Here is a 25,945-nt window from a genome sequence, read left to right as displayed (position 1 = left end):
GCATAGGCGCTCAAGGGGCGCTCGGCGCATGCCGAGGTGAAGGACGATCCGGGGAATCTGTCGGCAGGGCTGCGCGGATGCGTTGCGAGAAGGCCGGATCGCCCTCGGCCGCCTGCGCCGCCTCGTTGATCAGGGAGCGCCGCCGCAGCTCGTCGAACGGCAGCGTCGTGTCCACCCGGCCCGAGTGGTAGAGATAGCTGTCGATCAGCCCGTTGAAGAGATGGCGGATGTCGAACCGGCCCTCCCGGCCGGCGGCATTGGCGTAGCGGATGATGTTGATCGTGCAGCTGTTGCTCAGCAGGTGGTAGAACTCGGGCCGATCCGCGAGCTCGTTGATCCGCTCGAGATAGACCAGCAGGAGCTGGCGGGCATTCTCGGCCGAGGTGTTCAGGCGATAGAGGTACACCGTCTCGTCGCGGTGGTTGGTGCGCACGCCGACAATGTCGCGCTCGTCCCCCACCACGTAGATGAGTTCGAACTGCTTGAAGAGGGAGGCGAGAGGGTTGAAGCCCTCGCCGACCTCCGGGCGCGTCTCGATCGAGATGCTCAGCGGCGGCGCGTTGTCGAAGATGAAGCTCACGAAGGTGTGCCCGACCGGCCCCTCGCTCCAGTACGAGATGTAGAAATCGAGGCCTGTCAGGTGTGACAGCAGCACCTCGCGCTCCTCATACCGCATCGTGAAGTCATCGGCGCTGCGATAGTCGAAGTTGCGCAGCCCGGTGAGGCGCACGCGGTCGCCGTCGATGGTGGCTCTCGGCATGACCGCGACTTCCGGGCGCCACAGGCGGTCATGCGAGGGCTGGATGGTCATCCACCACGCAACCACGCCGAGGAGCAGCAGCATCACGACCGCAGGCATGTGCCGTCGATGTGTCCACCAGAGCGCCCAGATCGCGAAAGCCGCAAAGGCCGCCGCCAATCCCAGCCGCAGCCCGGCCCATGGCAGGTTCGAATAGTAGATCGCCAGGCTGCTCCATGTGATGAGCACCGTCCAGAACAGGAACCGGATGCCGGCGCTCAAGACGCCAAGAGATCTGGACAGAAGTGAACCATTCAACCGTGATCGGAGCTTCACCCTGGCACCTGCCTGTCAGGCCTTCGCCCGCCTCAAAGGTCTCGTTCGGAGCAGCATCTCACTTCGGCAGCGTGTTCTTGTAGACCTTGCCATCCTTCATGATGACGAGGAAGTTCTTGTCCGGATCCGCGACGAGATCGAGGCTCTCGAGCGGATTGCCGTCGACCAGAAGCAGGTCGGCCAACGCGCCCTCCTCGACGATACCGAGCCTGCCGGGATAGGGATTGATGAAGCCGGACAGGGCCATCAGCTCGCCATTGTCGGCCGTCGCCATCTTCAGCACTTCGGCAGGCGCATACCATTTGGCCAGCACGACCAAGGCGGTACCCTGTCGACTGGCTGCTTCCGCATCGCCGAGGATGTCGGCGCCGAAGGCCGTCCTGACGTTGTATTTCCTTGCGAGCCGATAGGCGTTGTCGGTGCCCTCGAACACCTGCATGGCCCGCTGCCGCGACGTTGCCGGCATGTGCGCGGACATGTGCGTCTCATAGGTCAGCGGCTGCAGGCTCCACCAGACGCCCTTCTCCGCCATCATCCTGGCCGTTTCCTCGTCGGCGAGCTGGCCATGCTCGATGACCTTGACGCCCGCGCGGATCGCCATCTGGATGGATCGCGGATGATAGGCGTGGATGGTCACGTAGGTGCCCCAGTTCTCGGCCGCCTCGACCGCTGCCCGCAGCTCCGCCTCCGTGTACTGGGTCGACTCGATCGGGTTGTGGGGCGGTGAGCTCACGCCACCGCCGCCCATGAGCTTGATCTGGCTTGCCCCCAGCCTCAGTTGCTCGCGGACCCGCAGCCTGACCTCATCGGGGCTGTCGGCGATGGCGGAGACCCCCTGGAGCTCGGTGTAGCTCAGCGCTCCGCCCGGCTTCCGCGGCAGTTCGAAGAGGAAGCGGAAGTCGCCATGGCCGGAGGTCTGGGAGATGAAGGCGCCGGATGGATAGATCCGCGGGCCGATCGTGACGCCTTCGTCGATGGCGCGCTTGAGCCCGAACACCGGCCCGCCGAGGTCACGGATGGTGGTGAACCCCCTCATCAGGGTCGCCTCGGCCTGCCGGGCCGCCAACAGGGTGAGATAGGAGGGCTCGGCGGTCATCAGGAACGATTGCGGCGTTGCGGCCATGTACGCATGCCAATGAGCATCGATGAGGCCCGGCATCAGCACGCGTCCGCCTGCCTCGATGCGCTGGATATCGGGGTCGGCCCCGACATCGATCGGGGCTGCGGAGATGCGCTCGACGGCATTGCCCCTCACCAGCACATGGGAAGATGCCGACAAGGCCGCGTTCCTGCCGTCGAAGATCCGGACGTTCTCGAAGAGGGTTGCCGTACTGGGAACCTGAGAAGGCGATCCGCTCTGGGCCGCTGCCGTCGGACAATATCCGATGGACAGGATGCCGGCCGTCACAAAGCACAGGGATAATGTTCGCTTCAAACTTTCAGCAGTTATTGTGCCGAACATCGCTTGGCACTCCCCACTCAGGCAGCGTGGAAGGGTACCATATTGGAAGTCTGCTGACGAATGTCAGCCAATGGCACTTTAAGCCTCAGGGACGAGAAGTGTTAAGCTGCGGCTGATGTCTTGCGTGAGCGCCTGAAGCGAACCTTCCAGCGCATTGCGGGACAGGCGTGGAAAGGAGCCTGTTGCCGCGGTCGGTGCGATCACACGGCGCCCTGAAATTTCCCCTCCCTGAGACCGGCCGTCCCCCTGAGGTGTCCGCTCCTCTCACCGCCTCTGCATGACCACGTAGAGACCGGGCACCGGGCGGCCGGCTTCGAGCCGGATGGTGCTCTCCTGGATCTCCAGGATGACGAAGTCAGTGGCCGCGGCCTTGAGGTGGCCGAGGGAGTGGGCGAAGCGGCCGGAGGGCTGCAGGGTGAAGCCGCTGCCGTCATTATGCTCGATGCTGAGCGCAAACAGCCCGCCCGGCACCAGGGCGCCGGCGGCCGCGCGCATCAGGGGCTTGAGATCGCCGAAATAGATCAGCGAATCCGCCGCGAAGATGAGATCGAAGCGGTTCTGCGTGGCCTCCAGATAGGCGCCGGCCTCCGCCTTGACGAGTTCGGTGTAAGAGCCGCGCTTTTGCGCCTGCGCCAGCATGCCTGAGGAGAGATCGAGCCCGGTCAGGTCTTTGCCCAGCGGCTGCAGCTCCGCAGCGGCGAGACCCGTGCCGCAGCCGAGATCGAGCATGTGCGTGAAGCCGATGCGGTGCCCGGCTACGAGTTGCACCATCTGGCGCGGGGCGTTGTACTGCAGGGTTTCGGTGAGCTTGCTGTCGAACTGGGGCGCGAAAAGATCGAAATAGGTTTCGATGTATTCCGTGGGCGCGGCATCCATGCTCCGCCCGAGAACGGCGTCGAGCAGATAACGCCGGACCGGATCGTCGGGCTTCTCGGAAAGCCGCATCCGGCCGATCTCGGCGGCGGCTTCGAGATGGCCGGCGGCGCTGAGAACGGAAAAGGCATCGCGCGCGATGATGTCGAGATCCTCGCGGTCCTCGCCGGCGATTGCCCCATAGTCGTGCAGGGCTTCCCGAATGCTGCCTTCGATCATGGCCTGGAACGTGAGGGCGCGGGCCCGCTTCTGCCGGGTCGGCGCGTCGAGCTCCAGGGTCAGCCGGGCGGCCTCGTCGAAGGCGCGCGCGCAAGCAGCGAAATCGCACGCGATGAAGCACAGGTGCCCAAGGGCGCAATGCGCCAGGCCATTGACGGGATCGAGCGCCACGGAGGTGCGCACGGCCGCCAGTGCCTCCTGGTAGTGCTTCTTCCTGAACAGCAGCAGGCCGAGGCCGAGATGGGCCGCAGGCGCATTCGGATCGAGCGCTATCGTGCGGCGGTAGGCATCCTCGGCGGTCTCAGCATCGTCGAGCCGGTCCGCGATGCTGGCAAGGGCTTGCCAGGACGGGGCGCTGTGCGGGTTGAGCTCCAGGGCGGTCCGGATCGCCGTTAGCGCCTGCTCGTCGCGATCAGAGGCGCTGTAGACGCTCGCCAGATCGCGCCAGAGATCGGAATCCTCCGGCGCGAGGGAGAGCGCGGCCTCGAAGGTGCGGGCGGCCGTGTCGAAGCGTCCGTTCTCCCAATGCACGAGACCGAGCTTGCGCAGCGCCGGGGCCGGATGCCCGAACCGGTCGAGGATGCGGCCGAAATCCGGCAGGCTCGCCTGGAGGCTTGCCACAAGCGCCATGGTGACGCCAACGTCGGGAAGGTGGATGTTCGTCATGGTCGGGATCCGCTTGCGTCAAGGGTCTGAAATCAGGCCATTGATACAAGGATAACCGCGTTAGCTTTGCCGAGCCTTGCCGGGCCTTGGCGCGATGCCGTCGAGGAGGAAGTCGAGGCCTTTCCGGAAGGCGCCGTCCCAATCGTCGTCCAGCAGAAGACGCGAGCGCTCGATGGTCGGATAGCGTTGGCTGAGATCGGTGAGGCGCTGCTGCGCGGCAGCCCTGTCGTCGTCCGAGAGGTCGAAGCTTCCCCGGGTGATGGTGGCGCCCATCACGTAGTTCCAGAGCGACCAGATTCCGGCGTTCAGATCCGCGTCCGCGACGCCGGCTCCGGACAGGGTCTTGCCCAGCAGCTCCAGGCGACCGAGGATGTTCGGGCCGAGCGCCCGGCGCGGCAGCAGCGAGGCCGACCAGGGATGGCGCAGCATGCAGGCGCGCCAGTCTTCGACCATGTGAACGACGTCCTGGCGCCAGTCTCGGGTCTTGGAGGTTTGCCGCGGCTCGCGATAGGCGAGCACGGAGTCGAGCGCCAGATCGAAGACGTTCTCTTTGTTGTCGACGTGCCAGTACAGGCTCATCGCGCCCGCGCCGAGGCGATCGGCCAGCCGGCGCATCGTCAATCCGTCGATCCCTTGCGTGTCGAGCAACTCCACCGCAGTCGCCACGATGCGCTCCAGCGACAGCGAAGGCTCCTGCGCGGCTTTTGAGGACGCCCCTGCCTGTCGAGGTTGCTTGCTCCCGGCGCTGTTGCGTTTGGCTGCCATCCGTCCTTCCCTGCCGATCGGAACGCCGATCTAGGCCAATAGCCCGAGGATTGTCGATCCCGGGCCGTTGACTCGTACGGCGTACGATGTCATCTGTCGTACAGCGTACGAGTTGAGCATAGCGGCGGCGGGTTGAAGGTCAATCCTGCCGCCGCTGGAGCTCAAGGCTCCCGGCCGTCAGGGCCAGGAGACGATTCTATCACGCGCAATCAGGCATCTGCCAACCGGAGGGTTGATCATCATGAATATGGGCGTTTCCCAGGCGAGCGAGACCGATCGCAAGCTGACCATTGTCAATCCGCAAAACCTCTACGATCCGTCGCCGAACGGCTATAGCACGGCGGTGATCGTGCCCGCCGGCGCCAGAGTGGCGTATATTTCAGGCCAGGGCGGCCAGGACGCCACGGGAGGCCTGTCGCCGGACTTCGCTGTCCAGGTCGAGCAGGCCTATGCCAACCTGCGCACCGCCATCGAGGCCCTCGGAGCGAGGCCGGATCAGGTCGCCAAGCTCACGATCTTCGTGGTCGATCACGACATGTCCAAGCTCGATGTGCTGACCCGGAGCGTGAAGGCCATGTTCGGCGCGGCGCTGCCGGCGCAGACCCTGGTCCCCGTCCCCAAGCTCGCCATCGACCCCATGCTGTTCGAGGTCGAAGCAGTGGTTGTTCTGGACTAGCGCAAGTTCAGATCAGCCTGTTCGAGTTGCCGAATCCTTGCAAGGCCGTGTAAGTAGCTGCCCCTACAGCGAAGAAAGTCGGTTCATGCAAGTACAGGCCATTGTTCAAGACCAGCCGCTTGCTGGACGCCGTGAATGGATCGGGCTCTGCGTTCTGTCGGTCGCCTGCCTGATCTACTCGATGGACCTGTCCGTCCTCTTTCTGGCGATGCCCGCCATCGTGGCGGATCTTGACCCATCGGCATCCGAACTTCTCTGGATCAACGACATCTACGGCTTCATGGTCGCGGGCTTTCTCGTGACCATGGGCACGCTCGGCGACAGGATCGGCCGCCGGCGCGTGCTGCTCATCGGCGCCTCCGCGTTCGGCGTGGCATCCGCGCTTGCCGCGTTCTCGAACACGGCGCAGCAGCTCATCATTGCGCGCGCGCTGCTCGGCATCGCCGGCGCGACCTTCGCTCCGTCGACCCTGTCCCTCGTGGTCAATCTGTTCTCGAACGAGAACGAGCGCCACCGCGCCATCGGCATCTGGGGTGCCGCCTTCGCGTTGGGCGGGCTGGTGGGGCCTCTCATCGGCGGAGTGCTGCTGCAATACTTTCATTGGGGATCGGTGTTTCTGATCAACATCCCCATCATGCTCGCGCTGCTGATCGTTGCGCCCTTCCTGCTGCCGGAATACAAAAACGAGGGCGGCGAAAAGCTCGATCTGCTCAGTGTGGCGCTGTCGCTCGCGACCGTGCTGCCGATCATCTACGGCTTCAAGCATATGGCGGCCGATGGCTTCGCACCGCGCCAGCTGGTGGCCATCGCGGCCGGTGTGCTGGTCGGCGTGCTGTTCGTGCGCCGCCAAAAAAGCCTCGCGCATCCGCTGATCGATCTGCGCCTGTTCCGCATCCCGGCGTTTACCGCCTCGCTGATCGTCAATCTCGCCGGCATGTTCTTCGTGTTCGGCGTGTTCCTGTTTCAGAACCTGTTCCTGCAACTGGTTCTCGGCCTATCGCCTTTGGAGGCGGCCTTGTGGTCCGTGCCGTCCGCGCTCGTCTTCACGATCATGTCGTTCCAGGCCTACCGGTTCACGAGCCGGCTCGGGCCGGTCAAGACCGTTCTCCTCGGCCTGCTCGTCTATGCCGTCGGCGTCTCTGTGATGGCAGCCGCCGCCTATGCCGAGAGCCTCGTCGGCGTCCTTACGGCCAGCATGCTGGTGGGTCTCGGCTTCGTGCCAGTGGTCCTCACCACGACGAGCCTGATCGTGGGCACCGCACCGCCGGAACAGGCAGGGTCGGCCTCCGCCATCTCCGAGACGAGCGCGGAGTTCGGCGGAGCGCTCGGCGTCGCTCTTCTTGGCAGCCTTGGAACGCTTGTTTACCGCATGACGATGGACGGCGTGGACCTGAGCGGGCTGAACGCCGCGCAGCAGCTTGCCGTCTCCACCACGCTCGCCGGCGCGGTCGAGACCGCAAAGGCTATGGGCGACACCGCGCCTGTATGGCTGGAAGCGGCACGCAGCGGCTTCTCGCTGGGCTTTGCGGTTTGCTGCGCTATCGCTGCCGTCACGCTGCTCGGTCTGGCAGCGCTCGCGCACAGGATCTATTCCAGCGCCCATATCGATGAGAGCGCGGCGGTGCCTCACTAAAGCATCGGACCCAAAAGTGGACTTGCACTTTTGGGATTGAATCCGATGCTTCCCCTTTGAGTGAGAGCACCGCCTGCCGACCGTCTCCGGTCCGGGTGGATCAGAGATAGAAGTCCGTGGCCGCCAGCGATGATAGCCCTGAGACGATGATGCGGAGATCAGCGACCTTGTCGCCGTTCACATCGCCCGACAGCACATTGCTGCTGAAGTTCAGCTGCCCCACATGGCCCGAGAAGGACTTGGACCCGATGAACGAGAAGGCCTGATCCCCGGCCGCTCCGGCATTGGCATCGACATTGCGCAGGTCGATGCGATCGGCGCCCCGCACGAAGTCGAGGATCGTGTCACGTGCTGCAGGCAAGGAATCCTTGGCGGCATTGAAGTCGAAGATATCCCCTCCGGCTCCTCCCGAGAGCATATCGGCTCCCACTCCTCCATCGAGGTTGTCGCTTCCGCTGAGGCCGGACAACCTGTCCGATCCGGTTCCGCCTGCGAGCCTGTTGTTTGCATCGTTGCCGGTCAACGCATCGCTGCCGGAGCCGCCCACCGCGTTCTCGATAAGGGAGCGTTTGTCGCCGTTGTGGAGCAATGCATTGGCGATGTTGCCGACAGCGACCTTCGAACCATCCCAATGCAGCTTCGCAAGCTGGGTTCTGGACGTTGTGGTCCACTCGCCAGGGCGAAGGTCCACTTTCAGATTGTTCGCGTAGTTCGAGAAGTCATAGGTGTCGCTCCCTCCACCATCCCATACTGTCAGAAGGATCCGGTTGGCTCCGGGAGTGCCTTGGCCGACACCGTCGATGGCCATCTCACCGGTGTTCGAATGCCATGAATATTTCGTGTTGCCGCTGTTCGTGGCGTAGTTCGCTCCGTACATGTGCTGCACGGCGGCGATGTCATACATCATCAGCGACTGCGCATAACCCCAGGTCTCGTTGGTGTAGCCGGCAGTCGTAGAGGCACCCACATACGAGCGATAGCTCACGACCGTGAACTCCATCGAGTCCCGGTCGTATGGCATGATGGTGCCTTCGTGCGCGTGCTCCAGCCCCAGTGCATGTCCGATCTCGTGCAGGAATACCAGATTGGCGTAGTTTCCCTTCGCAGGACTGATGTAATAACCGTTAGAACTGTTGAACCAGACATCGCCACCCTCTGGCGCTGTTGCCGGAAGATATGCCCAGGCGGTTTCTTCTTTGTCCGAAATAGCGAAGCGCAGGTCTGCGTGCTGGGTCGCGGTTTCAGCAGTCTTCGTAAAGGTGAGGTTCGCGATCGACGAGAAGGTCTTCAGAGCGTTGTGGGCGGTTGCCTGCTGGGTCGTGCTGAGGACACCGAAGTTGGTCATGTTCTCAGCTGCGCCGTACGATTTTCCGTAAAACGATGCATCTGTCGGAAAGCTGTAGGTCAGGCTGTTGTTAGCCCATTTGTAATTGCCAAGGATACCATTGATGTATGCATTTGCAGTCAGGCTATAGGGAGCAATAGCAGGCATAAACTACCCCTTCTGGAAAATTATTCTATCAATATGAAAAGCTTCAGTATCAACGCAGGACTGTTTAGGTTCTGATCCGAATGCGAAACTGGCAACTACTCCAAAGTGGTAGTCTGCCATTCTTAACGTCACACCTGGTCTGCTATAGCAGAACCTCCCAACTGCTCCGGTGCGAGCACGAGCGAGAAAGGCTGCACTGAATCCTTGGTTGGGGTTTTGACTTAGCCTGAGCAAAGATGCACTTTCGACAGCGGCACTGAGAAGGCGTGCTGCCTTGGCTGGCAATTCCGGGGAGCCCTACGGAACCGATTGCATCCAGCCTGATTGGCCTCTCACCACTCAAGCTTCAGGGACACTCATGCCGCGCTACTTCTTCAACGTGCATATCGGTGAGGCCGCTCTCGCCGATCCCGAGGGGCAAAATCTGCGCGATGCGGATCAGGCCTGGGAGGTGGCAAAGACCATGGCGCAGAACCTGATGAGCACCGAGTTCGAGCACCCGGTCAACTGGGCCACGGCGCATATCGAGGTGAAGGACGATCTGGACAAGATCATCCTGGAATTCCCCTTCCTGGAAGCCATCACGCTCACACAGCAAACTCATTGAGTTCGGGTGGGTTCTAAGAGCATGGACAGCCGCAGCTCACTTAGCAGGTTGCGGCTGGGATCGACTTTGACCTATGCTCTTTCGGCTCCATGCAAACGCATGGTCAATCAGGGAAGAGATCAAGCCTATGGCCGGTAAAGCTCGCACAAGACCTTCGTTCAAGAAACGCACCCGCCGCTACAAGGATGTGGTTGCCCCGGCCAAGGTGCTCGAAGGGCAGCGGAACCTCACGAAAAAGCGTCGCTACGCCAACCGCCACGGGTAGCTGAACAACGGGCGCGATAACGAGAGGGGCGATCGGCGCCCAGATCATCGGGATTGCGCCCGCACGACCCGCGAGCTGAGACATCGTAGTATCCTGGATCGTCCAGGCGCGATCAGACAGCGGCCAACCGGCGAGAGCTGTCGTGACGAGCCGACGCATATGTCACGAACCCAAGAACGCTTATTCGGAACTTACGCTCAGCCCCCCGGTTCACCCAGGCGCTCGTTTTTCACGATCCAAGACGCCGTTCCGAAAGAATGTTTGCGCGCATTCCCTTAAGGCGTCGCCTGATGGAGGCCCATATGCGGAAAGCCCTCATACTAGCAGCGGGACTGGCCCTGATAGGAACGTCGGCCTGGAGCCAGAGCCCATCGCGAGATGGCCCATCGCGAGATGACGACGATGACCGGCGTGGACGGTGGTATGACAACCGCGACGGATGGGATGGCGACAGAGATCGCGGCGACGACCGGGGTGAGCGTCGCCGGCGTGCCATGCATCACGATGATGACGATCGTCCAGGCGGCAACGCGCATTTCTTCGTGCGCAGCGGCGATACGCAGCTTCGCGTCGTCTGCAGCGACCGGGAATCGACGCAGGCCTGCGTCGATGCGGCACTTCGGATGTTTGATCGGGTGCAGTCGCAGCCTCGCGCTGCAACGGGCGCGCCTGCTCCGACGCCATCAACCCCCCAGTGAGACCTCAAGGCCGGTGGTGGAGATGCTGCCACCGGCCTCGATGGGCTAGTCGTCGCAAACGCGATAACGCCTGACGATCGATTCGCCGTAACGGTTCCGCTCGCGCCGGGTCTCATAGTAGCAGTCGCGTTCCCTCCAACGGCGGTCGCGCTCCCAACCCCGATCCCGGTCTCGGTAGCCTCTGTCAGGTCTCCACTCCTGAGGCCGGTCCCGCCATTCGCGGGTCTCGTCCCAGTCACGATCAACTCTGGGCTGCGCAGAAACGCCCGTGGCGAGGCTGCCGGCAAGAATGCATCCCGCAAGAACAGCCGATAAACGTTTGAGCTTTGTCATGGCCAACCTCGACCTCCACATGGACATAGAGGTCAACAGAGATGATCAAGTCTCGTTCCTGTGGCGCTCGAACCGGTTGCCCAACTTTGGTGGAACGGCAGCGGCCTTCCTGGTTGCGCGCAGACCTGCCATGATCGCGCAGGCAACGATCGTGCGGCTGCCCAACACTTCAATGCGGAGACAGACATGAGATCACCAGGAGGACGCAGACCGACCGATCCCTTTAAGACGGCCGAAGCTGCTTTCAAGAAGGCCACCACCAAGCCCGTCGAGGGCCCTTCGCAGGCTCCCTCCATCCCGGGCGTGAGGGAGAGTGTCACCCTGCGGATAGACCAGGATGTGCTCGAACATTTCCAGCAGGGTGGCCCGGGATGGCAGGATCGCATCAATGCGGCCCTGCGCAAAGCCGCCGGCAAGTAAGGGACTGAGCCGCTCGGCCTCAGGGCGTCTGCATGAACAACGCGGCCTTGACCAGACGGTCGGGACCGAGATCCTCCTCGGCATCGAGGGCCAGGAGTTCCGCCAGGCGGGTCCGGGCGCGGTTGATGCGGCTCTTGATCGTGCCGAGATTGGTGCCGCAGATCTGCGCCGCCTCCTCGTAGGATACGCCCTCGGCGCCCACCAGCAGCAGCGCCTCGCGCTGCTCGACGCTGAGCTTGGTGAGAGCCACCTGCATGTCGGCGAAATCCAGCCGTGCGCCCTGCTCCGGCATGATCGCCAGCTTGCCGGCAAGCGCCCCCTCTGGGTCGTTCACCTCCCGGCGGCTCTTGCGGATATCCGTGTAGAACTGGTTGCGCAGGATGGTGAAGAGCCACGCCTGCATGCTCGTGCCGGGCTGGAACTTGTCGAGGTTCTCGAGACCGCGCAGAAGCGCCGCCTGCACGAGATCATCGGCATAGGTGACGTTGCCGGTCAGCGAGATGGCAAAGGCGCGCAGGCGGGGGATGGCTTCCAGCATCGCCTGACGGACGGGATCCTCACTCGCCATCGCGGCCGTTCCGTTTCTGGTCCAGTTGCGCAATGAGTTCAATGAGACGATCGGGCACCGGCTCGCTCATCAATTGGGCGTAGTAGGCCTGGAGCTGCTCGCCCAGGAAGGTCGCCACATGGGGCGGCAGGGCAGGCTCCGGACCGGGATCACCGTTGACGTTCAAGAGATCCTCAAGGGTGTCCTGTTCTTCCAGAACGGTGCTGTTGTTGTGGTTTTTTGTGGACACGCTTGCTTCTCCAGACACGACCAGGACGCCCAACCCGCCGGTTGTCTGCGGAGAACACCTCTGCCTTACCTGATTGAAGGGGTGCTGCCATTAACTTACGATAAGCGTGTGTGGCGGAGCAAGATCAGCGAGGCATCTCCTGCACATCCCAAGATGCGCCCAAGCTTGGCGGCGAGGTCATGGAACCGGGAACCGCCAAGGCCCTTGTCTTTCGCGCCCTGTCACCCATAACGCTACAGTTGGATCAACAAAGGCAGGATCATGCCCCGCTCCCGAGACTATCTCCCGGTGGCTCCGCCCCACCCGGGATGGATCCTGCGCGATCGGGTCCTGCCCGGCCTCGGCCTGTCCGTCAGCCAAGCCGCCCGCGAGCTTCGCATCGCCCGCCAGACGCTCCATCGGGTCCTTGCCGGCAAGGCGGCGGTCAGTCCGGAGATGGCGACCCGCCTTGCCCGCCTCTCAGGCACGACGCCCCACTTCTGGCTCGAGCGGCAGCAGCAGCACGATCTCTGGCACGCGGAGCAGGCGCTTACAGGAATTCTCGGGCTGATCCCGACCCACACGCTTCCGGCCGCTCTGCAGGCCGAGATTGGACTTCATCATGACCGCTAAGCCCCAGCCCAAACCGAAGGCGAGGACCGGGATCACGGGCCTCGACGACATTCTCGTCGGAGGCCTCTCGCCCGGCCACGTCTACCTGCTGGAGGGCAGCCCCGGCACCGGCAAGACCACCATCGCGCTCCAGTTCCTGCTCGACGGCGCCAAGGCCGGGGAGACCGGGCTTTACGTCACCATGTCGGAGACGGAGTCGGAGCTGCGCGACGGTGCGGCGTCCCATGGCTGGACCCTCGGCGACAGCATTCACGTGTATGAACTCGTGCCGCCGGAGAATCTGCTCGACGACGAGCACCAGCAGAGCCTGCTCTACTCGTCCGATCTCGAGCTCGGCGAAACCACCAGGGCCGTGTTCGCAGAGATCGACCGGACGAAGCCTGTCCGCATCGTGATCGACAGCCTGTCGGAGATTCGCCTTCTGGCGCAGAGCTCCCTGCGCTATCGCCGCCAGATCCTGGCCATGAAGCACTACTTCGCACGCCAGGGCGCGACGGTTCTTCTGCTCGACGACCTGACCACGGACACCAACGACAAGACCGTCCACAGCCTTGCCCATGGGGTGATCCGCCTGGAGGGGCTGACGCCCAATTACGGCGCCGAGCGCCGCCGCCTGCGGGTGATCAAGTATCGCGGCCAGTCGTTCCGGGGCGGCTACCACGACTACATCATCGCGCCAGGAGGCGTCGAAGTGTTTCCACGCCTCGTCTCGGGCGAGCACAAGACCGGCTTTGCCCGCAACGTCCTCACGAGCGGGATCACTGAGCTCGACGCGCTCCTCGGCGGCGGCGTCGAGCGGGGATCGAGCACGCTGGTGATGGGGCCGGCCGGCACGGGCAAATCCCTCCTGACGGTGCAGTTCGCCATCTCGGCGGCCGCGCGGGGCGAGAAGGCGGCCCTGTTCATCTTCGACGAGGAGCTCGGCCTCCTGATCGACCGGACCAAGCTGATCGGCATCGACCTGGAAGCGCTGTGCGCCTCGGGCAACCTGTTCATCGAGCAGGTCGACGCCGCCGAACTCTCACCTGGCGAGTTCACCGACCGGGTGCGCACCAAGATCCATCGTCATGGCGTGAAGACGGTGGTGATCGACGGCCTCAACGGCTATCAGGCCGCCATGCCGGAAGAAGAGTTCCTGACCCTGCACATCCACGAGCTGCTGCAATACCTGAACCGGCAGGGCGTCTCGACTTTCCTGACGGTCGCGCAGCACGGGCTCGTGGGCGACATGAAGTCCCCTGTCGACGTCACGTACCTCGCCGACACGGTGGTGCTGCTGCGCTACTTCGAGGCATTCGGTCAGGTTCGGCGGGCGATCTCGATCATCAAGAAGCGGTTCGGCTCGCACGAGAACACCATTCGCGAGATGCGGATCACCAACAAGGGCATCGCTATCGGCGAACCCCTGGAGGGCTTCCAGGGCATTCTGCGCGGCACCCCGGTCTTCACCGACGGCGACCGCGCGCAGCTGCTCAAAGATCGCTGAGCATGAGCGACATTCTTCACTCGCATTCGGAGTGCGCAATCATCCTGGCGCCTCATGGGCGGGATGCGGCGATCGCTGCCGACATTCTGCACGGCGCCGGCATCGCGTCGGAGGTCTGCCCCGACCTGTCGGCGCTCGTGAACGGGATTACGCAGGGGGCGGGCTTTGCAATCGTCACCGAAGAGACGCTGCGCAATGCGGATCTGAAGGACCTCTCCTGCTGGCTGCTGGATCAGCCCCCGTGGTCGGATTTCGCCTTCGTGCTCCTCACCCTTCGCGGCGGCGGCATCGAGCGCAATCCGGCCCTGGCGCGTCTGTCCGAACTTCTCGGCAACGTGGTGTTTCTGGAGCGTCCCTTCCACCCGGGAACGCTGGTGAGCGTCGCCTGCTCGGCCTTGCGCGGGCGGCGCAGGCAATACGAGGCCCGCGCCCGGCTTGAGGACCTGCATCGGGGCGAAGAGCGCCTGAGGGCCGCTCTCGACAAGGAGAAGCGCGCGGCCGAGCATCAGCGATTGCTCATCGACGAGCTGAACCACCGGGTGAAGAACACGCTCGCGACCGTGCAATCCATCTCAGCCCAGACCTTGCGCACGGCGGACACGAAAGAGGACGCGCAGGATGCGCTGGAGAGGCGGCTTCTCGCCCTCTCCCGGGCGCATGACGTGCTCACCCGTGAGAGCTGGGACGGGGCCGACCTTGTGGAAGTGATCGAGAAGGCTCTCGAGCCCTACCAGATCCCAGGTGAGAACCGGCTTCACATCACCGGTCCGCATGTGCGCGTGACGCCCCGCATGTCGCTCGCGCTGGCCATGGCCATGCATGAGCTGGCAACCAATGCGGTGAAGTACGGCGCCCTGGCGAACAAGACCGGCACCATCGAGGTGGCGTGGAGCGTGCGAAACGGAACCGCACCGCCCAGGCTGGCCCTGCGCTGGACGGAGGCCGGCGGGCCGCCCGTTATTCCCCCACGCCGGCGCGGATTCGGGTCCCGTCTGATCGAGCGTACCCTGGCCAACGATCTGGACGGCCAAGTGGAGATCGCATTCGCTCCGACAGGGGTCGTTTGCACGGTGGATGCCCCTGTTTCCTAAAGCATCGGACCCAAAAGTGGACTTGCACTTTTGGGATCGATCCGATGCTTTCTCCTTGAGTGAGAGCATGAAGGGAACATGGATTCTTTGCGATATGCCTATGCAGATTCCATAAAGGGTGCTCTGCGAGCTACGCGCCGTCCTTCCGGCTGCCATTCAAGCGGTTATGTTCCTCGCTCAAACTTTCGATCTCGCGTGAGATATCCGCTTCGGATTTGCTGAGCGCCCGCGCACGAGCAATTTCCGCGCGCGACTCTGCGATCACCCGGTTGGATCGCTCGAGTGCATCACCAAGCGATGGCTGACTCTGCTCAGGCTTTTTGTCAGGCTGATCAGGCTGGGTCATACCTTGGCAGGTTACAGAAAGCCGCATGGCGTGGCGTTAATCTGTGTTAACGATACGCTTCGGTTCATCTCCTGAAGACTCACCTGCGACATCATGCGCTCCAGGAGTCGTTCTGCTTCATGCTGGCTGTCCGCTCGTCGAATGACGCGCCATCGGCGAGCGCCTGTCTGATCACCTGAGCCATCCTGGCGCCAATGCCGTCGAACTGCTCAAGCTGGTCAGCATGGATCATGAGTTGCTCGAGGGTTTCGATATGCTCCCGATGCAGCACGTCCCAAGCAACCAGGGGCAGATAAAGACCTGGAATGGACCCGGCGCAGGTATCGTAAAAGTGGGGCATGAAAAGCTCCGGAGCTTCACAGGCGGGAGCGTACATCTCTCAGTCGCCGGCACCTGGATCGTCCATAGCAGCAATGCTCTGTTGTACGCCCTTGCCAAGCATATGCCTATGAAAAACGGGTGTGCCCGATGTTTTGCGGGCGCTTTTCTTTGCGCTTCTGCCAGTTACATTCCAGAATACCATTTCGAAGGTCCACAACCGGTCTTCACGGGAGGGCGCGGACCGTCCGGCGAACCGCCATGGTGACATCCACGGTGAACAGCAGGAAACCCTCTTCATCCCTGACCCGCACGCAGATCTCAGAAGTGCGGCGCCTTGGCAGGTTGTTATGGGCGATCTCGGCCGCGGCGCGGGTCGCCTCGTATTCCGCGATGTTCAGGCTCTCGTATTCGAAGCCTGTATCGTCGCGAGTGAAGTCGTCCCCCACTGAGACGTCGAAATAGAACCGAGGCATGCGATCTCCCCTGTTGTTCGCTACTTGGGAACCACAGGAGGAGTTGTTAGTTCGGCACGGATCCTGAAAAGCTTAAGCGATTAACATATGCTATTTCAGGCATTTAACGTAAATGATGCCATGGATTTCACATGGCGATATATGGGCCGTTTTTCCCGCATATGCCGAACGCAGCTGCGAACCGTGAAAGGCTATGCCTGCCCGTGCTGTGACATAAGCGCCGCCTCAGCTCTGATCGACCACTTTATGCGCCAAGATCGACATAGATCTAAGCAAGAGGTTCATTTATGTGCTACAGTCATTTTATCGTCAGCAACCGTTTCCAGGCGCTGATGGCAGAGAGATCCAATGTGCTCCCGCCTGTAACAGGACGAGCACTGCCATGCACTCTTCTTTTGAACATCACTATAGTCCGCTCATCCGCAAGCTGGAGAGCATCTTCACCCTCGCCGATGACGAGCGGCGGGTCCTCGAAAACCTGCCGATGCAAGTCGTGACCATCAAGGCCGACCAGGACATCGTGCGCGAGGGAGATAGTCCCTCCCGGTCATGCCTGATCCTGAGCGGCTTCGCCTGCACCTACAAAGTCACCCGAGACGGCAAGCGTCAGATCGTATCCTTCAACCTGCCAGGCGACATTCCCGACCTCCAGAGCCTGCACCTGAAGACCCTGGACAACAGCATCGGCACCATCAGCCCGTGCAGCATAGGGTTCATCCCCCACGAGGTCCTGCACGACCTCTGCACACGCTATCCCCGCATCACAGCCGGCCTCTGGCGCGAGACCCTTGTCGATGCGTCCATCTTCCGCGAGTGGATGATGAATGTCGGACGGCGCGAAGGCTCCAGCCGGATGGCCCATGTTCTCTGCGAGCTGCTGGTGCGCCTGAGGGCCGTGGGCCTTGTCGAGGACCATGTCTGCGACCTGCCGATCACCCAGAACGAGTTCGCCGATGCGCTCGGCTTCACCACGGTTCACGTCAACCGGATCATCCAGCAGATGCGGGCCGAGGGCCTGATCGAACTGAAAGGGGAGCGGCTCTTCATTCCCGATTGGGGGAAGCTGAAGCGGGCCGGTGAGTTCGACGCGGCCTACCTTCATCTGGAGAATGAGAAGGCCGCCGCATGACCTTCACCCTTCAGCCTGTGCGTGTCGGCAATGGCAGCGATGAGGATGGCATGCTGGTCTTCGATGAGGACCGGCGGCTCCTGGCGGTGCTGACCCATCTCTCGAACCAGTATGACGGCTTATCCGGGCACTGGTATCTGGAAGCCGGTTTTGGCCGATTGGAAAATCGGCACCAGCCCACTTTCATCAATCTTGAAGCAGCTCATGAGTGGATCGTCCAACGCCTTGCCCGTCGGATCTAGAGCATCGGACCCGAAAGTGGATTTGCACTTTTGGGATATATCCGATGCTCAAACCTTTAAGCGGCACATCAATCGGCTTCTGTGGGTTCAGCGACCTTGCCCGTCAGTGCTTGCTTAACCCAGGCTCCGGCCTCCTCGGGCGTCATGAACACGGGTGGAGCAACACGGACATCGCATTTGCCGAACCCCGCCTCCAGGTGCCAGAGTCCCTTGTGCTCAGGGTAATGAGTCTGTCCGTCAAGACGGACAATCACGGCGGCGAGTTGGCTGTCTGCGAGGATGAGAAGGCCTTCGCTGTCATGGCCGTCAATGAGCACGCGCATGGGTTGGAACGAGATGTCGAGAGCCATAACCTCTACCTTTAAGTAAGGGCGGAAGGTCAGCTGCCAAATGGCCGGACACCCAAGAGAAACAAGGAAATCATCATAGGCTGTCTGGCCCGAGCGGTCCTTAAACTGGGTGGGGTTTGCCGAATAACATATGTCAGTCCGACTTCTTATTTCTTGGACAGCTCCCAGCGCATCTAATCTAAGTTAATGTGTTTCATCAACCTAGGTTACCAACATGGGTCAATCCAGTTGAGCGACAGAAATCCACGTGCATGCGACGGATGGATCATCGTCAGCAAGCAGACATAGGCGCTGATGCCTGAGAGATCCGTGTGCTCCCGCCTGCAAACAGGGAGCATGATCTTGTCGGCAACCTTCCATCCCGGCTACAACCCGATGATCCGCAAGATCGAGAGCATCTTCGCGCTCAACGACGGCGAGCGACAAGCCCTCCTGAAGCTGCCGATGCAAGTCATGGCCATCAAGGCCGACCAAGACATCGTGCGCGAGGGGGATAGTCCCTCCCGGTCATGCTTGATCCTGAGCGGCTTTGCTGCCACCTATAAGGTCACAGCGCAAGGCAAGCGCCAGATCGTCTCCTTCAACCTGCCGGGCGACGTCCCCGACCTGCAGAGCCTGCACCTGAAGGTTCTCGACAACAGCGTCAGCACCATCAGCCCGTGCAGTGTGGGGTTCATCCCCCATGAGGCCCTGCGCGATGTCTGCGAGCGTTATCCCCGCATCACAGCCGCCTTCTGGCGCGAGACCCTCATCGATGCGGCCATCTTCCGGGAATGGGTGCTGAATGTCGGGCGCCGCGAGGCCTATACCCGCATGGCGCATGTTCTCTGCGAGCTGCTGACGCGCCTCAGGGCCGTTGGCTTGGCCGAGGATCACTCCTGTGACCTGCCCATCACCCAGAACGAGTTCGCCGATGCCATCGGAGTCACGAACGTTCATGTGAACCGTGTTCTCCAGCAGCTGCGGGCCGAGGGCCTGATCGAGCTGAACGGCGACCGGTTGAACATTCTCGACTGGGAAAAGTTGAAGCAGGTAGGTGAGTTCGACCCGACTTATCTTTACCTGGAGAATAATCAGGCCGCCGCATGACCTTCACCCTTCAGCCTGTGCGTGTCGGCAATGGCACCGATGAGGAAGGCATGTTGGTCTTCGACGAGGAGCAGCGGCTCCTGGCGGTACTGACCCATCTCGCGGACGACAACGAGGTGGCTTCCGGACAATGGTTCCTGGAGGCCGGCTTCGGACGGCTGGATGGGGTCAACCAGCCGACATTCGCGGATCTGGACGCAGCCCAGCTTTGGATCGGTCAGCGGCTCGCAAGACAACGGTAAGCAACATTTGTTTTTTTCCCTAAAGGAAGCTTGGTCCGGGCAAAAGTTAACGGAATAACCACACCTCCGGGCCGATTGTGGCGCAGATCGTCGCTCACAGGCCTCATCGATACCCGTCGTGCCCGCTCCCCTGATCATCATCCTCGGCATCGTTGTCGTGACGGCCGTCATCGTCGGCGCGGTGCTCCTCCTGGTGCGGGGCTACACCGACGATCTCGCGCGCGCCGAAGGCGATCTGGCGAACCTCGCACTGACCCTCCAGGAGCGGACGGACGGCATCCTCCAGTCCATCGAAAGCGTTCTGCGCGATCTGGTCGAGCGCATCCCGCAGGCAAGCCTCCGGACAGGCGAGTTCGACGGCTTCGCCGCGTCACAGGCCACGAAGGCCGTTCTGGTCGGAGCGTCCTGCACCCTGCCCCAGATCGTCCGCATCGATTTCGTCAACGCCCGGGGTAAGCTCGTCGGCACCTCGAACCCGCGCCCGATGTCCGATCCGATCTATCTGACGGGCGCATCCTATTACCAGGCCCTCACGACGGACCCGTCGCTCACCTCTTACTTGAGCGAGCCGATGCGGATCCGCACGACGGGCAAGAAAGTCCTGTCGCTCGCGCGCAGGATCGACGACGCTGAGGGAAACCTCCTCGGCATCGCCGTCTCCACCATCGACCTCGGCCATTTCGAGGCGCTCTACAAGGAGCATCTCCGCAAGCCCACATCGGCCGTGACGTTCTATCGGCGCGACGGTGTCGTTCTGGCGCATATCCCGAACTCTGAGCGGGCGCTCGGACGCAGGATCGGCAAGCCCGACACGCCGCTGCAGCGGATGATTGCGAAGAGCAGCCCGACGCTCATTCGCGACGTGAGCTGGATCGACAGGCAGGAGCGGCTGTTCGCGCTGCATCCGCTGGCCCATTATCCGGGCGGCATCGCCGTCAGCCGCACTGTCGCGGAGCTCATGGCCGGACAGCGCTTTGAAGCGCGCGTGATCGGGCTCGTTGCCTATCTCATGGGCGTTGCGGTCGACACGGCGAGCCTGATGGGCTTGAGGCATGTGAAAACCGGAATCTTAAGGGCCGCGAGCGAGAGCTACCTGTCGCGCCACGATGTCCTGACGAGGCTGCCCAACAGGCCGTTCTTCATCGAGGAGCTGAAGCGCACCTATCTCGCCTCGCAGCGATCCGGCATGGACTTTGCGCTGCATCTGCTCGATCTCAACCGGTTCAAGGACATCAACGACAATCACGGCCATGGCGCGGGAGACGAGATCATCCAGACCTTGGCGCGGCGCTTGCGCGAACGTCTGCGGAAGAGCGATTTCATCGCCCGCATCGGCGGCGATGAATTCGCCATCATTCAAAGGCCGGTCAGGGGCCGCCAGCAGGTCACGGATCTCGTCACGGCCATCCAGGCCGCGATGAAGACGCCCTGCACAATCGGCAACACGGAGATCGATGTGGGGATTTCCGCCGGTATCGCGATCGCCTCCTCCGACGCCAAGACCTCGACCGAGCTCATGCGAGCGGCCGACATCGCGCTTTACGCGGCAAAGTCCGACCCCAACAGCAGCTATCGGTTTTACGACCCGGACATCCAGGATTCCCGCGCGGAACGCCGCGCGCTTGAAGGAGCCCTCAAGAGCGCCCTCGATAACCGGGAGTTCGAGCTGTTCTACCAGCCGATCCTCGATCTCGCGACGAACCGGATGTGGGGCTGCGAGGCCCTGGTTCGCTGGAAGCACGCAACGAAGGGGATGATCCCGCCCCTGCAGTTCATCCCGACCGCCGAAGAATCAGGCCTCATCGCGCCGATCGGCGACTGGATCCTCGAGGAGGCCTGCGCGACGGCCATGACCTGGGATCTCCCGTTGAAGGTTGCGGTCAACCTCTCGCCGGTGCAGTTCAAGCGCCGGGACGTTTTCGCCAGCATCACGAAGGCCCTGAACCTCTCCGGTCTGCCGGCCCATCGCCTCGTTCTGGAGATCACGGAATCCGTCAAGCTCACCGAGGAGGCAACCGCGACGCTCCGGCGGCTGAAAGGCCTGGGCGTGGGGATCTCGCTCGACGATTTCGGCACTGGCTATGCGTCGATGAGCTATCTCAGGAGCTTTCCGTTCGACAAGATCAAGATCGATCAGTCCTTCGTGCGCGGCATGATCGACTCGGCAGGCAGCCGCGCGATCATCAAGGCCACCATCGGGCTCGCGAACGACCTGAAGATGAGCACGACGGCCGAAGGCGTCGAAACGCAGGAGCAGCTCAACGCCCTGCGCGTGGCCGGCGCCTCACAGGCTCAAGGCTATCTGATCGCCAAGCCGATGCCCCGCGAGGCGCTTGCGGCTTTCATTGCCGACACTCAAGGCTCTCAGCAGACCGCGCGAGCCGTCGCCTGAACCTCGGCGCTCGACAATCGAAGCCCAGACTCAGGCGGCCTGCGGCCAGGAATGCTGCCTCTCCGCCTCGAGCAACTGCTCGGCCCTGCGGGCGAATTCGTTGCCGGGCAGGCCCGGCTCGATTGGATCGAGATAGGAGACAGAGATGGTCCCTCCCCGCTTGACGGACCGATCCACGCCCCAGAAATGACCGGAATTCAGGGCCACCGGCAGAACCACCCGGCCGAGCTTCGCGTAGAGGATCTCCACGCCGCGCTTGAAAGCGATGGGCTCGGAGACGGACTTGCGGGTGCCCTCGGGGAAGATCAGCACGGAGCGGCCCTGGGCCAGAGCGGCCCGGCTCTCGTCCACCATCTTCCGGACAGCCTTCGGGCCGCTCTCGCGATCAATCAGGATCATCGGCGAGTTGCGCAGGAACCACGAGAAGACCGGGATGGTCAGCAGCTCCTGCTTCGCGACGATGGCCACATCCGGAAAGAGCGCCAGGAACGCCAGGGTTTCCCAGGTCGACTGATGATTGGCGATGATCAGGCAGGGCTCGTCGGGGATGTTGTGAAGCCCGCGCTCCGTATAGGTCAGGCCGACGATATGCTTCAAGCCGGCCAGGATGCCCCGCGCCCACAGCCGCGAGGCCAGGCGCACGCCGCGCTCGGGAGCCCCGCACAGCCACAGCACGGCCAGAACGGGCGCGAAGAGGCCGGTCCAGACAGCCAGATAGACATCGAAGAGTTTGGAGCGGAGGAGCTGCATGGCAATGAAATGCTTTGGATGAACCAACGTTTGACGTGCACCACGCTCTGCCGCGATGCCGGCTTGCAATCAATAAAAAAGAAGCGGCGCGTGATCATCATGCGCCGCCTGAATGCTTGTAGGAGAGCCTTGAGAGGAGGCTTTACTCGGCAGCCTCGGTACGGGGCGCAGCGCTGGGAGCCGACATCGGCCGGCGGGGGCCGCCGGCGCCCCCGGGACGGGGCTTCGGCTTGGGAGCTGCAATCAGCCCTTCGCGGATGGCCTGCTTGCGGGCGGCCTTGCGACCGCGCCGGATGGCCTCAGCCTTCTCACGGGTCTTGCGCTCGGACGGCTTCTCGTAAGCCTTCCGTGCCTTCATCTCGCGGAAGATGCCTTCGCGCTGCATCTTCTTCTTGAGAACCCTGAGAGCTTGATCGACGTTGTTGTCGCGTACCAGAACCTGCAATGGATGTCCTCTCTACATGTTGGCGTGTTGCTCCGCGTCGACTTACGCCTGGCGGATTGAAACTGAGTTCGAGGCGCTGGCGCCTAGGCGCTCCGGATTTCGCCCTCGCGGACGGCCCTCTCGGTCATGCCCGACTTGATACGGTATGACACTTCACCGGTCTGGTCGGCCGGCAGGAGCCGCACGACCTCATAAACATTGCCCGACCCTGCCCGGTTATCAGAAAAACCAGGCTGTGTCAGCCGGACCATCTGTCGAACTTTGAACTTGTGGGACATCGCTTGATCTCCTCCCTTACTTGCGGGCCTTGCGGGCTGCATAGCGGGCATCGCGGGCCGCCTTGCGCTCGACCTCGAGCCTTGCGTCATCCGCGACCTTCTCGGCAGCCATCCGCTCGTTCTGCTCAGCCTGCAGCTTGTCCTGCTCCACCTGCTCGACCGCACGAGCTTCGCGCTCGGCCGTCAGGCGGGCATCATCGGCGAGGCGCTTGGCCTCGCGCTCAGCGATCCTGGCATCACGCGCGGCGCTCACCGAAGCCCGGGCAGCACGCCGCTCGGCAACCGCCGGATCGTCAAGTCCCGGACGTTTCCGAAACTTTTCCGCCATGGCCTGCTTGGCGTTCTTGGCCACATTGAGCCGCTCGCCGAAATCCTGATGCTTCATTCCGCTCATTGATCCTATTTGCTGCTTCGTCGAACGAAGCCGATTACCGGACGCGCCGGATGGTGGCGATGTCGCCGCCCGGGAGAGTGCCCTGTTCCTGCTGCTCGCGTGCGATCAGACCGACCGCGCGGGGATCGTTGGCCTTTCCGGGATTATCGACCCAGAGATAGGCTCTGCGGGCGTCGGAATAGTCCACCACGAACATTACAGATTTCGCAGGAGAGGCTTTTCGAAAGGTGTTCATCGCGTCCTCGCCGGTATCGCCACCAAAGATGGCGTTGCACAAACAAGAAGCCGCCCCACCAGGGGGCGGCTTCGTCTTCAGGCGCTGTATAGGGCGCCCAAAATCATCATTAGGCCGCTTGGATGTTGTTCACGGCAACCTTGCCGGAGCGACGATCTTCGGCGGTGTCGAAGGTGACCTTCTGGCCTTCGCGCAGACCGCGGATGCCAGCACGCTCGAGAGCGGTGGCATGGACGAACACGTCCTTCTCGCCATTGTCAGGCTGGATGAAGCCGAAACCTTTTTGATCGTTGTAGAACTTAACGGTGCCTGTCATCATGGCAGTATTCCTTAGGTTATGCATCAGTGCACGTGAGCACGAGAGCGTGCGAGAGCACGGCCCCGGGCTCGGGTTCGTCGAAGTTTGGGAAGGGCGTCTGCACGTGCGCCTGGCATGCCAAGGCGTAACGGCCCGATTGTCCGGCCAAATGTCGATGATCCTGATGTAGGGCGCTATCACCCTAAATACAAGCCACCATTTTGAGAAAATGCTGACGTTCACGTGAGCATTGGCTCTCGAGGAGAGCTCGGCTTTCTGGAAAATCATTGGAATAAGCGCGGCTTGGCTCATGGTTTTACTTTCCTCGGAGGCGCCGATTCATCCGATTTTACAAAGTTTCAACTTGCCATAAGCCGGCTGATGCCCCATATTGATCCGGTCCAACCGAGATGTTCGGCCTGCTCTCCCTAGCTCGTGATCGAGCCGCCGAGCCCGCTTACCGTTCCCATCGTTTGCTACCTCCAGCCCTTTCGGGCGGATTCCTTCCTGTCGGTGCGTTGCGCCGACGGCATCATTCAATTCAATGCTGTCCGGGCCGTGCCCGGCGCGGCCACAGGTTTATTATGTCGACTGCCATTCAAGTTCAGAACTCCAAGAAAACCCATCAGCACGCCAAGGCTCCTCTGCAGGCCAAGTCTGCCCCGAAGCCGCAATCCTCCGGCCTGTCGCGGGAAGAAATCCGCCAGATCGTCCTCGATATGATCGGCTGAGCGCCTGCCCTCAGACCCTAAAACCGGATCGGTCCGCCTATAGGACCGGTCCCTGAAGATCGATTTGTGTATTCCACGGCCTGTGCCCTACATAACCCCAAAGCCAAGCGTATCTGGGTAATGAGGTCGCCGTGAGAGTTATCGTCTGTGGTGCCGGACAGGTCGGTTCGACCATCGCCCGCCACCTCGCCTCCGAAGGCATCGATGTGACGGTGGTGGACATCTCACCCGATCAGGCCAGACGGGCGGACGAAAGCTACGATGTCCGCGGGATGGCCGGCCACGCCGCTCATCCCGAGGTTCTCGAGCGGGCGGGCGCGCAGGATGCGGACATGCTCATCGCCGTGACCCGCTCCGACGAGGTCAATATGGTCGCCTGCCAGGTGGCCTATTCCCTGTTCAATGTCCGCCGACGCATCGCCCGCGTCAGGCACCACGGCTATCTGGAGCCGATCTGGCAGGGTCTCTACGCCTCCGACCAGCTACCCATCGACGTGATCATCTCGCCCGAGGTCGAGGTCGCCAACGGCATCGTCCGGCGTCTCAGGACGCCCGGCGCCTTCGACACCGTCGCGCTGGCCGATCCCCGACCGTGTTCATCTCCTCGGGGTTCACTGCAACACGGGCGGATGCTCCCTGGTCGGGCGGCTCAGATCGTGATGCGTGAGCCCACCTCGACCGCCCGATCCTCCGGGATGCAGAAGTGGTCCGACACGTCACTCGCGGAGCGGGCCATCGGGATGAAGATGTAGTCCTGCCACAGCGGCAACCCGGACTGGGCCGACGCTTGCAGCGCCCGCCGCGACAGGAAGAACGAGACGTCGTTCAGGTCGAAGCCCGCCGTCTTCAGGGCCGTTGGCACGCCCGGCCGTTCCATGAATCCGAACCGCACCGTCACCCGCGAGAAGCGGTCCGAGAGCCTCTCGACGGTGACGCGGCCTTCGTCGGGTAGGCGCGGCACCTCTTCGGTCACCACCGTCAAGATGACATTCTGGTCGTGCAGCACCTTGTTGTGCTTCATGTTATGCAGCAGCGCGGCCGGGACATCGTTGGCATTGCC

At 62.4% G+C, this 25,945-nt stretch carries 36 protein-coding genes; 16 read left to right on the top strand and 20 right to left on the bottom strand.

The window, feature by feature from the left end:
• Positions 1-10: 10 nt before the first annotated feature.
• The 4 genes from VB618_RS00180 to VB618_RS00165 form a co-directional block, all read right to left on the bottom strand.
• On the bottom strand, positions 11-1,021 hold the full coding sequence (locus VB618_RS00180; protein ID WP_329794468.1) for an Lnb N-terminal periplasmic domain-containing protein: 1,011 nt from the start codon (positions 1,019-1,021) through the stop codon (positions 11-13).
• A gap of 112 nt (positions 1,022-1,133) precedes the next feature.
• A complete protein-coding gene (locus VB618_RS00175; RefSeq protein ID WP_329794467.1) occupies positions 1,134-2,354 on the bottom strand; it encodes a metal-dependent hydrolase family protein in 1,221 nt (406 codons plus the stop codon).
• 447 nt (positions 2,355-2,801) lie between these two features.
• Positions 2,802-4,295, bottom strand: a complete 1,494-nt coding sequence (locus VB618_RS00170; RefSeq protein ID WP_329794466.1) for a tetratricopeptide repeat protein — start codon at positions 4,293-4,295, stop codon at positions 2,802-2,804.
• Between the two features lie 60 nt (positions 4,296-4,355).
• Positions 4,356-5,060, bottom strand: coding sequence for a TetR/AcrR family transcriptional regulator (locus tag VB618_RS00165; RefSeq protein ID WP_329794465.1), 705 nt, complete (start codon positions 5,058-5,060; stop codon positions 4,356-4,358).
• Between the two features lie 241 nt (positions 5,061-5,301).
• On the opposite strand from VB618_RS00165, the gene VB618_RS00160 reads away from it, so the two are divergent.
• Positions 5,302-5,736: a RidA family protein gene (locus VB618_RS00160; RefSeq protein ID WP_329794464.1), complete on the top strand. Its 435-nt coding sequence runs from the start codon at positions 5,302-5,304 to the stop codon at positions 5,734-5,736.
• An 85-nt stretch (positions 5,737-5,821) separates the two neighbouring features.
• Positions 5,822-7,369, top strand: coding sequence for an MFS transporter (locus VB618_RS00155; protein ID WP_329794463.1), 1,548 nt, complete (start codon positions 5,822-5,824; stop codon positions 7,367-7,369).
• A gap of 100 nt (positions 7,370-7,469) precedes the next feature.
• On the opposite strand, the gene VB618_RS00150 is transcribed toward VB618_RS00155, so the two are convergent.
• Positions 7,470-8,861: a M10 family metallopeptidase gene (locus VB618_RS00150; RefSeq protein ID WP_329794462.1), complete on the bottom strand. Its 1,392-nt coding sequence runs from the start codon at positions 8,859-8,861 to the stop codon at positions 7,470-7,472.
• A 358-nt stretch (positions 8,862-9,219) separates the two neighbouring features.
• Between VB618_RS00150 and VB618_RS00145 the strand changes: the two genes are divergently transcribed.
• Complete coding sequence (locus VB618_RS00145) at positions 9,220-9,468, top strand: DUF6894 family protein (protein ID WP_329794461.1); 249 nt, start codon at positions 9,220-9,222, stop codon at positions 9,466-9,468.
• A gap of 127 nt (positions 9,469-9,595) precedes the next feature.
• Complete coding sequence (locus tag VB618_RS00140) at positions 9,596-9,733, top strand: hypothetical protein (protein ID WP_329794460.1); 138 nt, start codon at positions 9,596-9,598, stop codon at positions 9,731-9,733.
• A gap of 320 nt (positions 9,734-10,053) precedes the next feature.
• Here the strand turns inward: VB618_RS00140 and VB618_RS00135 are convergent, their stop codons facing one another.
• Both VB618_RS00135 and VB618_RS00130 read right to left on the bottom strand, forming a co-directional pair.
• Positions 10,054-10,269 carry a hypothetical protein gene (locus VB618_RS00135; protein ID WP_329794459.1) on the bottom strand — a complete coding sequence of 72 codons (216 nt, stop codon included), beginning with the start codon at positions 10,267-10,269 and terminating at the stop codon, positions 10,054-10,056.
• 207 nt (positions 10,270-10,476) lie between these two features.
• Positions 10,477-10,764 carry a hypothetical protein gene (locus VB618_RS00130; protein ID WP_329794458.1) on the bottom strand — a complete coding sequence of 96 codons (288 nt, stop codon included), beginning with the start codon at positions 10,762-10,764 and terminating at the stop codon, positions 10,477-10,479.
• On the opposite strand from VB618_RS00130, the gene VB618_RS00125 reads away from it, so the two are divergent.
• Positions 10,763-10,954: a hypothetical protein gene (locus tag VB618_RS00125; protein ID WP_329794457.1), complete on the top strand. Its 192-nt coding sequence runs from the start codon at positions 10,763-10,765 to the stop codon at positions 10,952-10,954. The genes VB618_RS00130 and VB618_RS00125 overlap by 2 nt on opposite strands.
• Complete coding sequence (locus VB618_RS00120) at positions 10,951-11,184, top strand: BrnA antitoxin family protein (protein WP_329794456.1); 234 nt, start codon at positions 10,951-10,953, stop codon at positions 11,182-11,184. Before VB618_RS00125 ends, VB618_RS00120 begins: the two co-directional genes overlap by 4 nt.
• Before the next feature lie 19 nt (positions 11,185-11,203).
• On the opposite strand, the gene VB618_RS00115 is transcribed toward VB618_RS00120, so the two are convergent.
• Together VB618_RS00115 and VB618_RS00110 are read right to left on the bottom strand one after the other, a co-directional pair.
• Complete coding sequence (locus tag VB618_RS00115; protein WP_329794455.1) at positions 11,204-11,752, bottom strand: sigma-70 family RNA polymerase sigma factor; 549 nt, start codon at positions 11,750-11,752, stop codon at positions 11,204-11,206.
• On the bottom strand, positions 11,742-11,981 hold the full coding sequence (locus VB618_RS00110; protein WP_329794454.1) for a NepR family anti-sigma factor: 240 nt from the start codon (positions 11,979-11,981) through the stop codon (positions 11,742-11,744). Before VB618_RS00110 ends, VB618_RS00115 begins: the two co-directional genes overlap by 11 nt.
• Positions 11,982-12,242: 261 nt before the next feature.
• Here VB618_RS00110 and VB618_RS00105 point away from each other — a divergent pair, with 261 nt between their 5' ends.
• Genes VB618_RS00105 through VB618_RS00095 form a run of 3 tightly spaced genes read left to right on the top strand, consistent with a single transcriptional unit; the run spans position 12,243 to position 15,170 of the window.
• Positions 12,243-12,593, top strand: a complete 351-nt coding sequence (locus VB618_RS00105; protein WP_329794453.1) for a HigA family addiction module antitoxin — start codon at positions 12,243-12,245, stop codon at positions 12,591-12,593.
• Positions 12,583-14,079: an ATPase domain-containing protein gene (locus VB618_RS00100; protein ID WP_329794452.1), complete on the top strand. Its 1,497-nt coding sequence runs from the start codon at positions 12,583-12,585 to the stop codon at positions 14,077-14,079. Before VB618_RS00105 ends, VB618_RS00100 begins: the two co-directional genes overlap by 11 nt.
• Positions 14,080-14,081: 2 nt before the next feature.
• Positions 14,082-15,170, top strand: a complete 1,089-nt coding sequence (locus VB618_RS00095; protein ID WP_329794451.1) for a sensor histidine kinase — start codon at positions 14,082-14,084, stop codon at positions 15,168-15,170.
• A 130-nt stretch (positions 15,171-15,300) separates the two neighbouring features.
• Here VB618_RS00095 and VB618_RS00090 read toward each other — a convergent pair whose 3' ends face one another.
• The 3 genes from VB618_RS00090 to VB618_RS00080 all read right to left on the bottom strand — a co-directional run bounded on the left by VB618_RS00090 (position 15,301) and on the right by VB618_RS00080 (position 16,310).
• Positions 15,301-15,543, bottom strand: a complete 243-nt coding sequence (locus VB618_RS00090) for a hypothetical protein (protein ID WP_329794450.1) — start codon at positions 15,541-15,543, stop codon at positions 15,301-15,303.
• Between the two features lie 64 nt (positions 15,544-15,607).
• Positions 15,608-15,856: a hypothetical protein gene (locus VB618_RS00085; RefSeq protein ID WP_329794449.1), complete on the bottom strand. Its 249-nt coding sequence runs from the start codon at positions 15,854-15,856 to the stop codon at positions 15,608-15,610.
• A 205-nt stretch (positions 15,857-16,061) separates the two neighbouring features.
• Positions 16,062-16,310, bottom strand: a complete 249-nt coding sequence (locus tag VB618_RS00080) for a DUF6894 family protein (RefSeq protein WP_329794448.1) — start codon at positions 16,308-16,310, stop codon at positions 16,062-16,064.
• Positions 16,311-16,692: 382 nt separating this feature from the next.
• Here VB618_RS00080 and VB618_RS00075 point away from each other — a divergent pair, with 382 nt between their 5' ends.
• Positions 16,693-17,439: a Crp/Fnr family transcriptional regulator gene (locus VB618_RS00075; RefSeq protein ID WP_329794447.1), complete on the top strand. Its 747-nt coding sequence runs from the start codon at positions 16,693-16,695 to the stop codon at positions 17,437-17,439.
• Positions 17,436-17,681, top strand: a complete 246-nt coding sequence (locus VB618_RS00070; RefSeq protein ID WP_329794446.1) for a hypothetical protein — start codon at positions 17,436-17,438, stop codon at positions 17,679-17,681. Before VB618_RS00075 ends, VB618_RS00070 begins: the two co-directional genes overlap by 4 nt.
• A gap of 68 nt (positions 17,682-17,749) precedes the next feature.
• On the opposite strand, the gene VB618_RS00065 is transcribed toward VB618_RS00070, so the two are convergent.
• Complete coding sequence (locus VB618_RS00065) at positions 17,750-18,031, bottom strand: hypothetical protein (RefSeq protein WP_329794445.1); 282 nt, start codon at positions 18,029-18,031, stop codon at positions 17,750-17,752.
• Positions 18,032-18,373: 342 nt separating this feature from the next.
• Here VB618_RS00065 and VB618_RS00060 point away from each other — a divergent pair, with 342 nt between their 5' ends.
• From VB618_RS00060 to VB618_RS00050, 3 genes are all read left to right on the top strand, one after another.
• On the top strand, positions 18,374-19,120 hold the full coding sequence (locus tag VB618_RS00060) for a Crp/Fnr family transcriptional regulator (protein ID WP_442931596.1): 747 nt from the start codon (positions 18,374-18,376) through the stop codon (positions 19,118-19,120).
• Entirely contained in the window at positions 19,117-19,362 is a 246-nt protein-coding gene (locus VB618_RS00055; RefSeq protein WP_329794443.1) for a hypothetical protein, read from the top strand. The genes VB618_RS00060 and VB618_RS00055 overlap by 4 nt, the downstream gene beginning before the upstream one ends.
• 118 nt (positions 19,363-19,480) lie before the next feature.
• The gene (locus tag VB618_RS00050; protein ID WP_329794442.1) at positions 19,481-21,754 is read left to right on the top strand and encodes a bifunctional diguanylate cyclase/phosphodiesterase; all 2,274 of its coding nucleotides are present in this window, start codon (positions 19,481-19,483) and stop codon (positions 21,752-21,754) included.
• 30 nt (positions 21,755-21,784) lie between these two features.
• Here the strand turns inward: VB618_RS00050 and VB618_RS00045 are convergent, their stop codons facing one another.
• From VB618_RS00045 to VB618_RS00020, 6 genes are all read right to left on the bottom strand, one after another.
• Positions 21,785-22,504 (bottom strand): lysophospholipid acyltransferase family protein, encoded by a 720-nt coding sequence (locus VB618_RS00045; protein ID WP_329794441.1) that lies wholly within the window; start codon positions 22,502-22,504, stop codon positions 21,785-21,787.
• Positions 22,505-22,646: 142 nt separating this feature from the next.
• On the bottom strand, positions 22,647-22,949 hold the full coding sequence (gene rpsU / locus VB618_RS00040) for a 30S ribosomal protein S21 (RefSeq protein ID WP_329794440.1): 303 nt from the start codon (positions 22,947-22,949) through the stop codon (positions 22,647-22,649).
• An 83-nt stretch (positions 22,950-23,032) separates the two neighbouring features.
• Complete coding sequence (locus VB618_RS00035) at positions 23,033-23,227, bottom strand: hypothetical protein (RefSeq protein ID WP_329794439.1); 195 nt, start codon at positions 23,225-23,227, stop codon at positions 23,033-23,035.
• A gap of 16 nt (positions 23,228-23,243) precedes the next feature.
• Positions 23,244-23,612: a DUF6481 family protein gene (locus tag VB618_RS00030; RefSeq protein ID WP_329794438.1), complete on the bottom strand. Its 369-nt coding sequence runs from the start codon at positions 23,610-23,612 to the stop codon at positions 23,244-23,246.
• 43 nt (positions 23,613-23,655) lie between these two features.
• The gene (locus VB618_RS00025; RefSeq protein ID WP_329794437.1) at positions 23,656-23,856 is read right to left on the bottom strand and encodes a hypothetical protein; all 201 of its coding nucleotides are present in this window, start codon (positions 23,854-23,856) and stop codon (positions 23,656-23,658) included.
• Between the two features lie 109 nt (positions 23,857-23,965).
• The gene (locus VB618_RS00020) at positions 23,966-24,175 is read right to left on the bottom strand and encodes a cold-shock protein (RefSeq protein ID WP_196262937.1); all 210 of its coding nucleotides are present in this window, start codon (positions 24,173-24,175) and stop codon (positions 23,966-23,968) included.
• Between the two features lie 563 nt (positions 24,176-24,738).
• Between VB618_RS00020 and VB618_RS00015 the strand changes: the two genes are divergently transcribed.
• Complete coding sequence (locus VB618_RS00015; RefSeq protein WP_329794436.1) at positions 24,739-24,885, top strand: hypothetical protein; 147 nt, start codon at positions 24,739-24,741, stop codon at positions 24,883-24,885.
• Positions 24,886-25,016: 131 nt separating this feature from the next.
• On the top strand, positions 25,017-25,637 hold the full coding sequence (locus tag VB618_RS00010) for an NAD-binding protein (RefSeq protein ID WP_329794435.1): 621 nt from the start codon (positions 25,017-25,019) through the stop codon (positions 25,635-25,637).
• On the opposite strand, the gene VB618_RS00005 is transcribed toward VB618_RS00010, so the two are convergent.
• A partial coding sequence (locus tag VB618_RS00005; RefSeq protein WP_329794434.1) for a KUP/HAK/KT family potassium transporter occupies positions 25,535-25,945 on the bottom strand: 411 nt, incomplete at its 5' end. The genes VB618_RS00010 and VB618_RS00005 overlap by 103 nt on opposite strands.

The organism is Microvirga sp. CF3062, assembly GCF_036314045.1.
Taxonomy (GTDB): domain Bacteria; phylum Pseudomonadota; class Alphaproteobacteria; order Rhizobiales; family Beijerinckiaceae; genus Microvirga.
The sequence above is the reverse complement of the archived record's forward strand: the minus strand, read 5'-3'. Positions and strand labels throughout refer to the sequence as shown.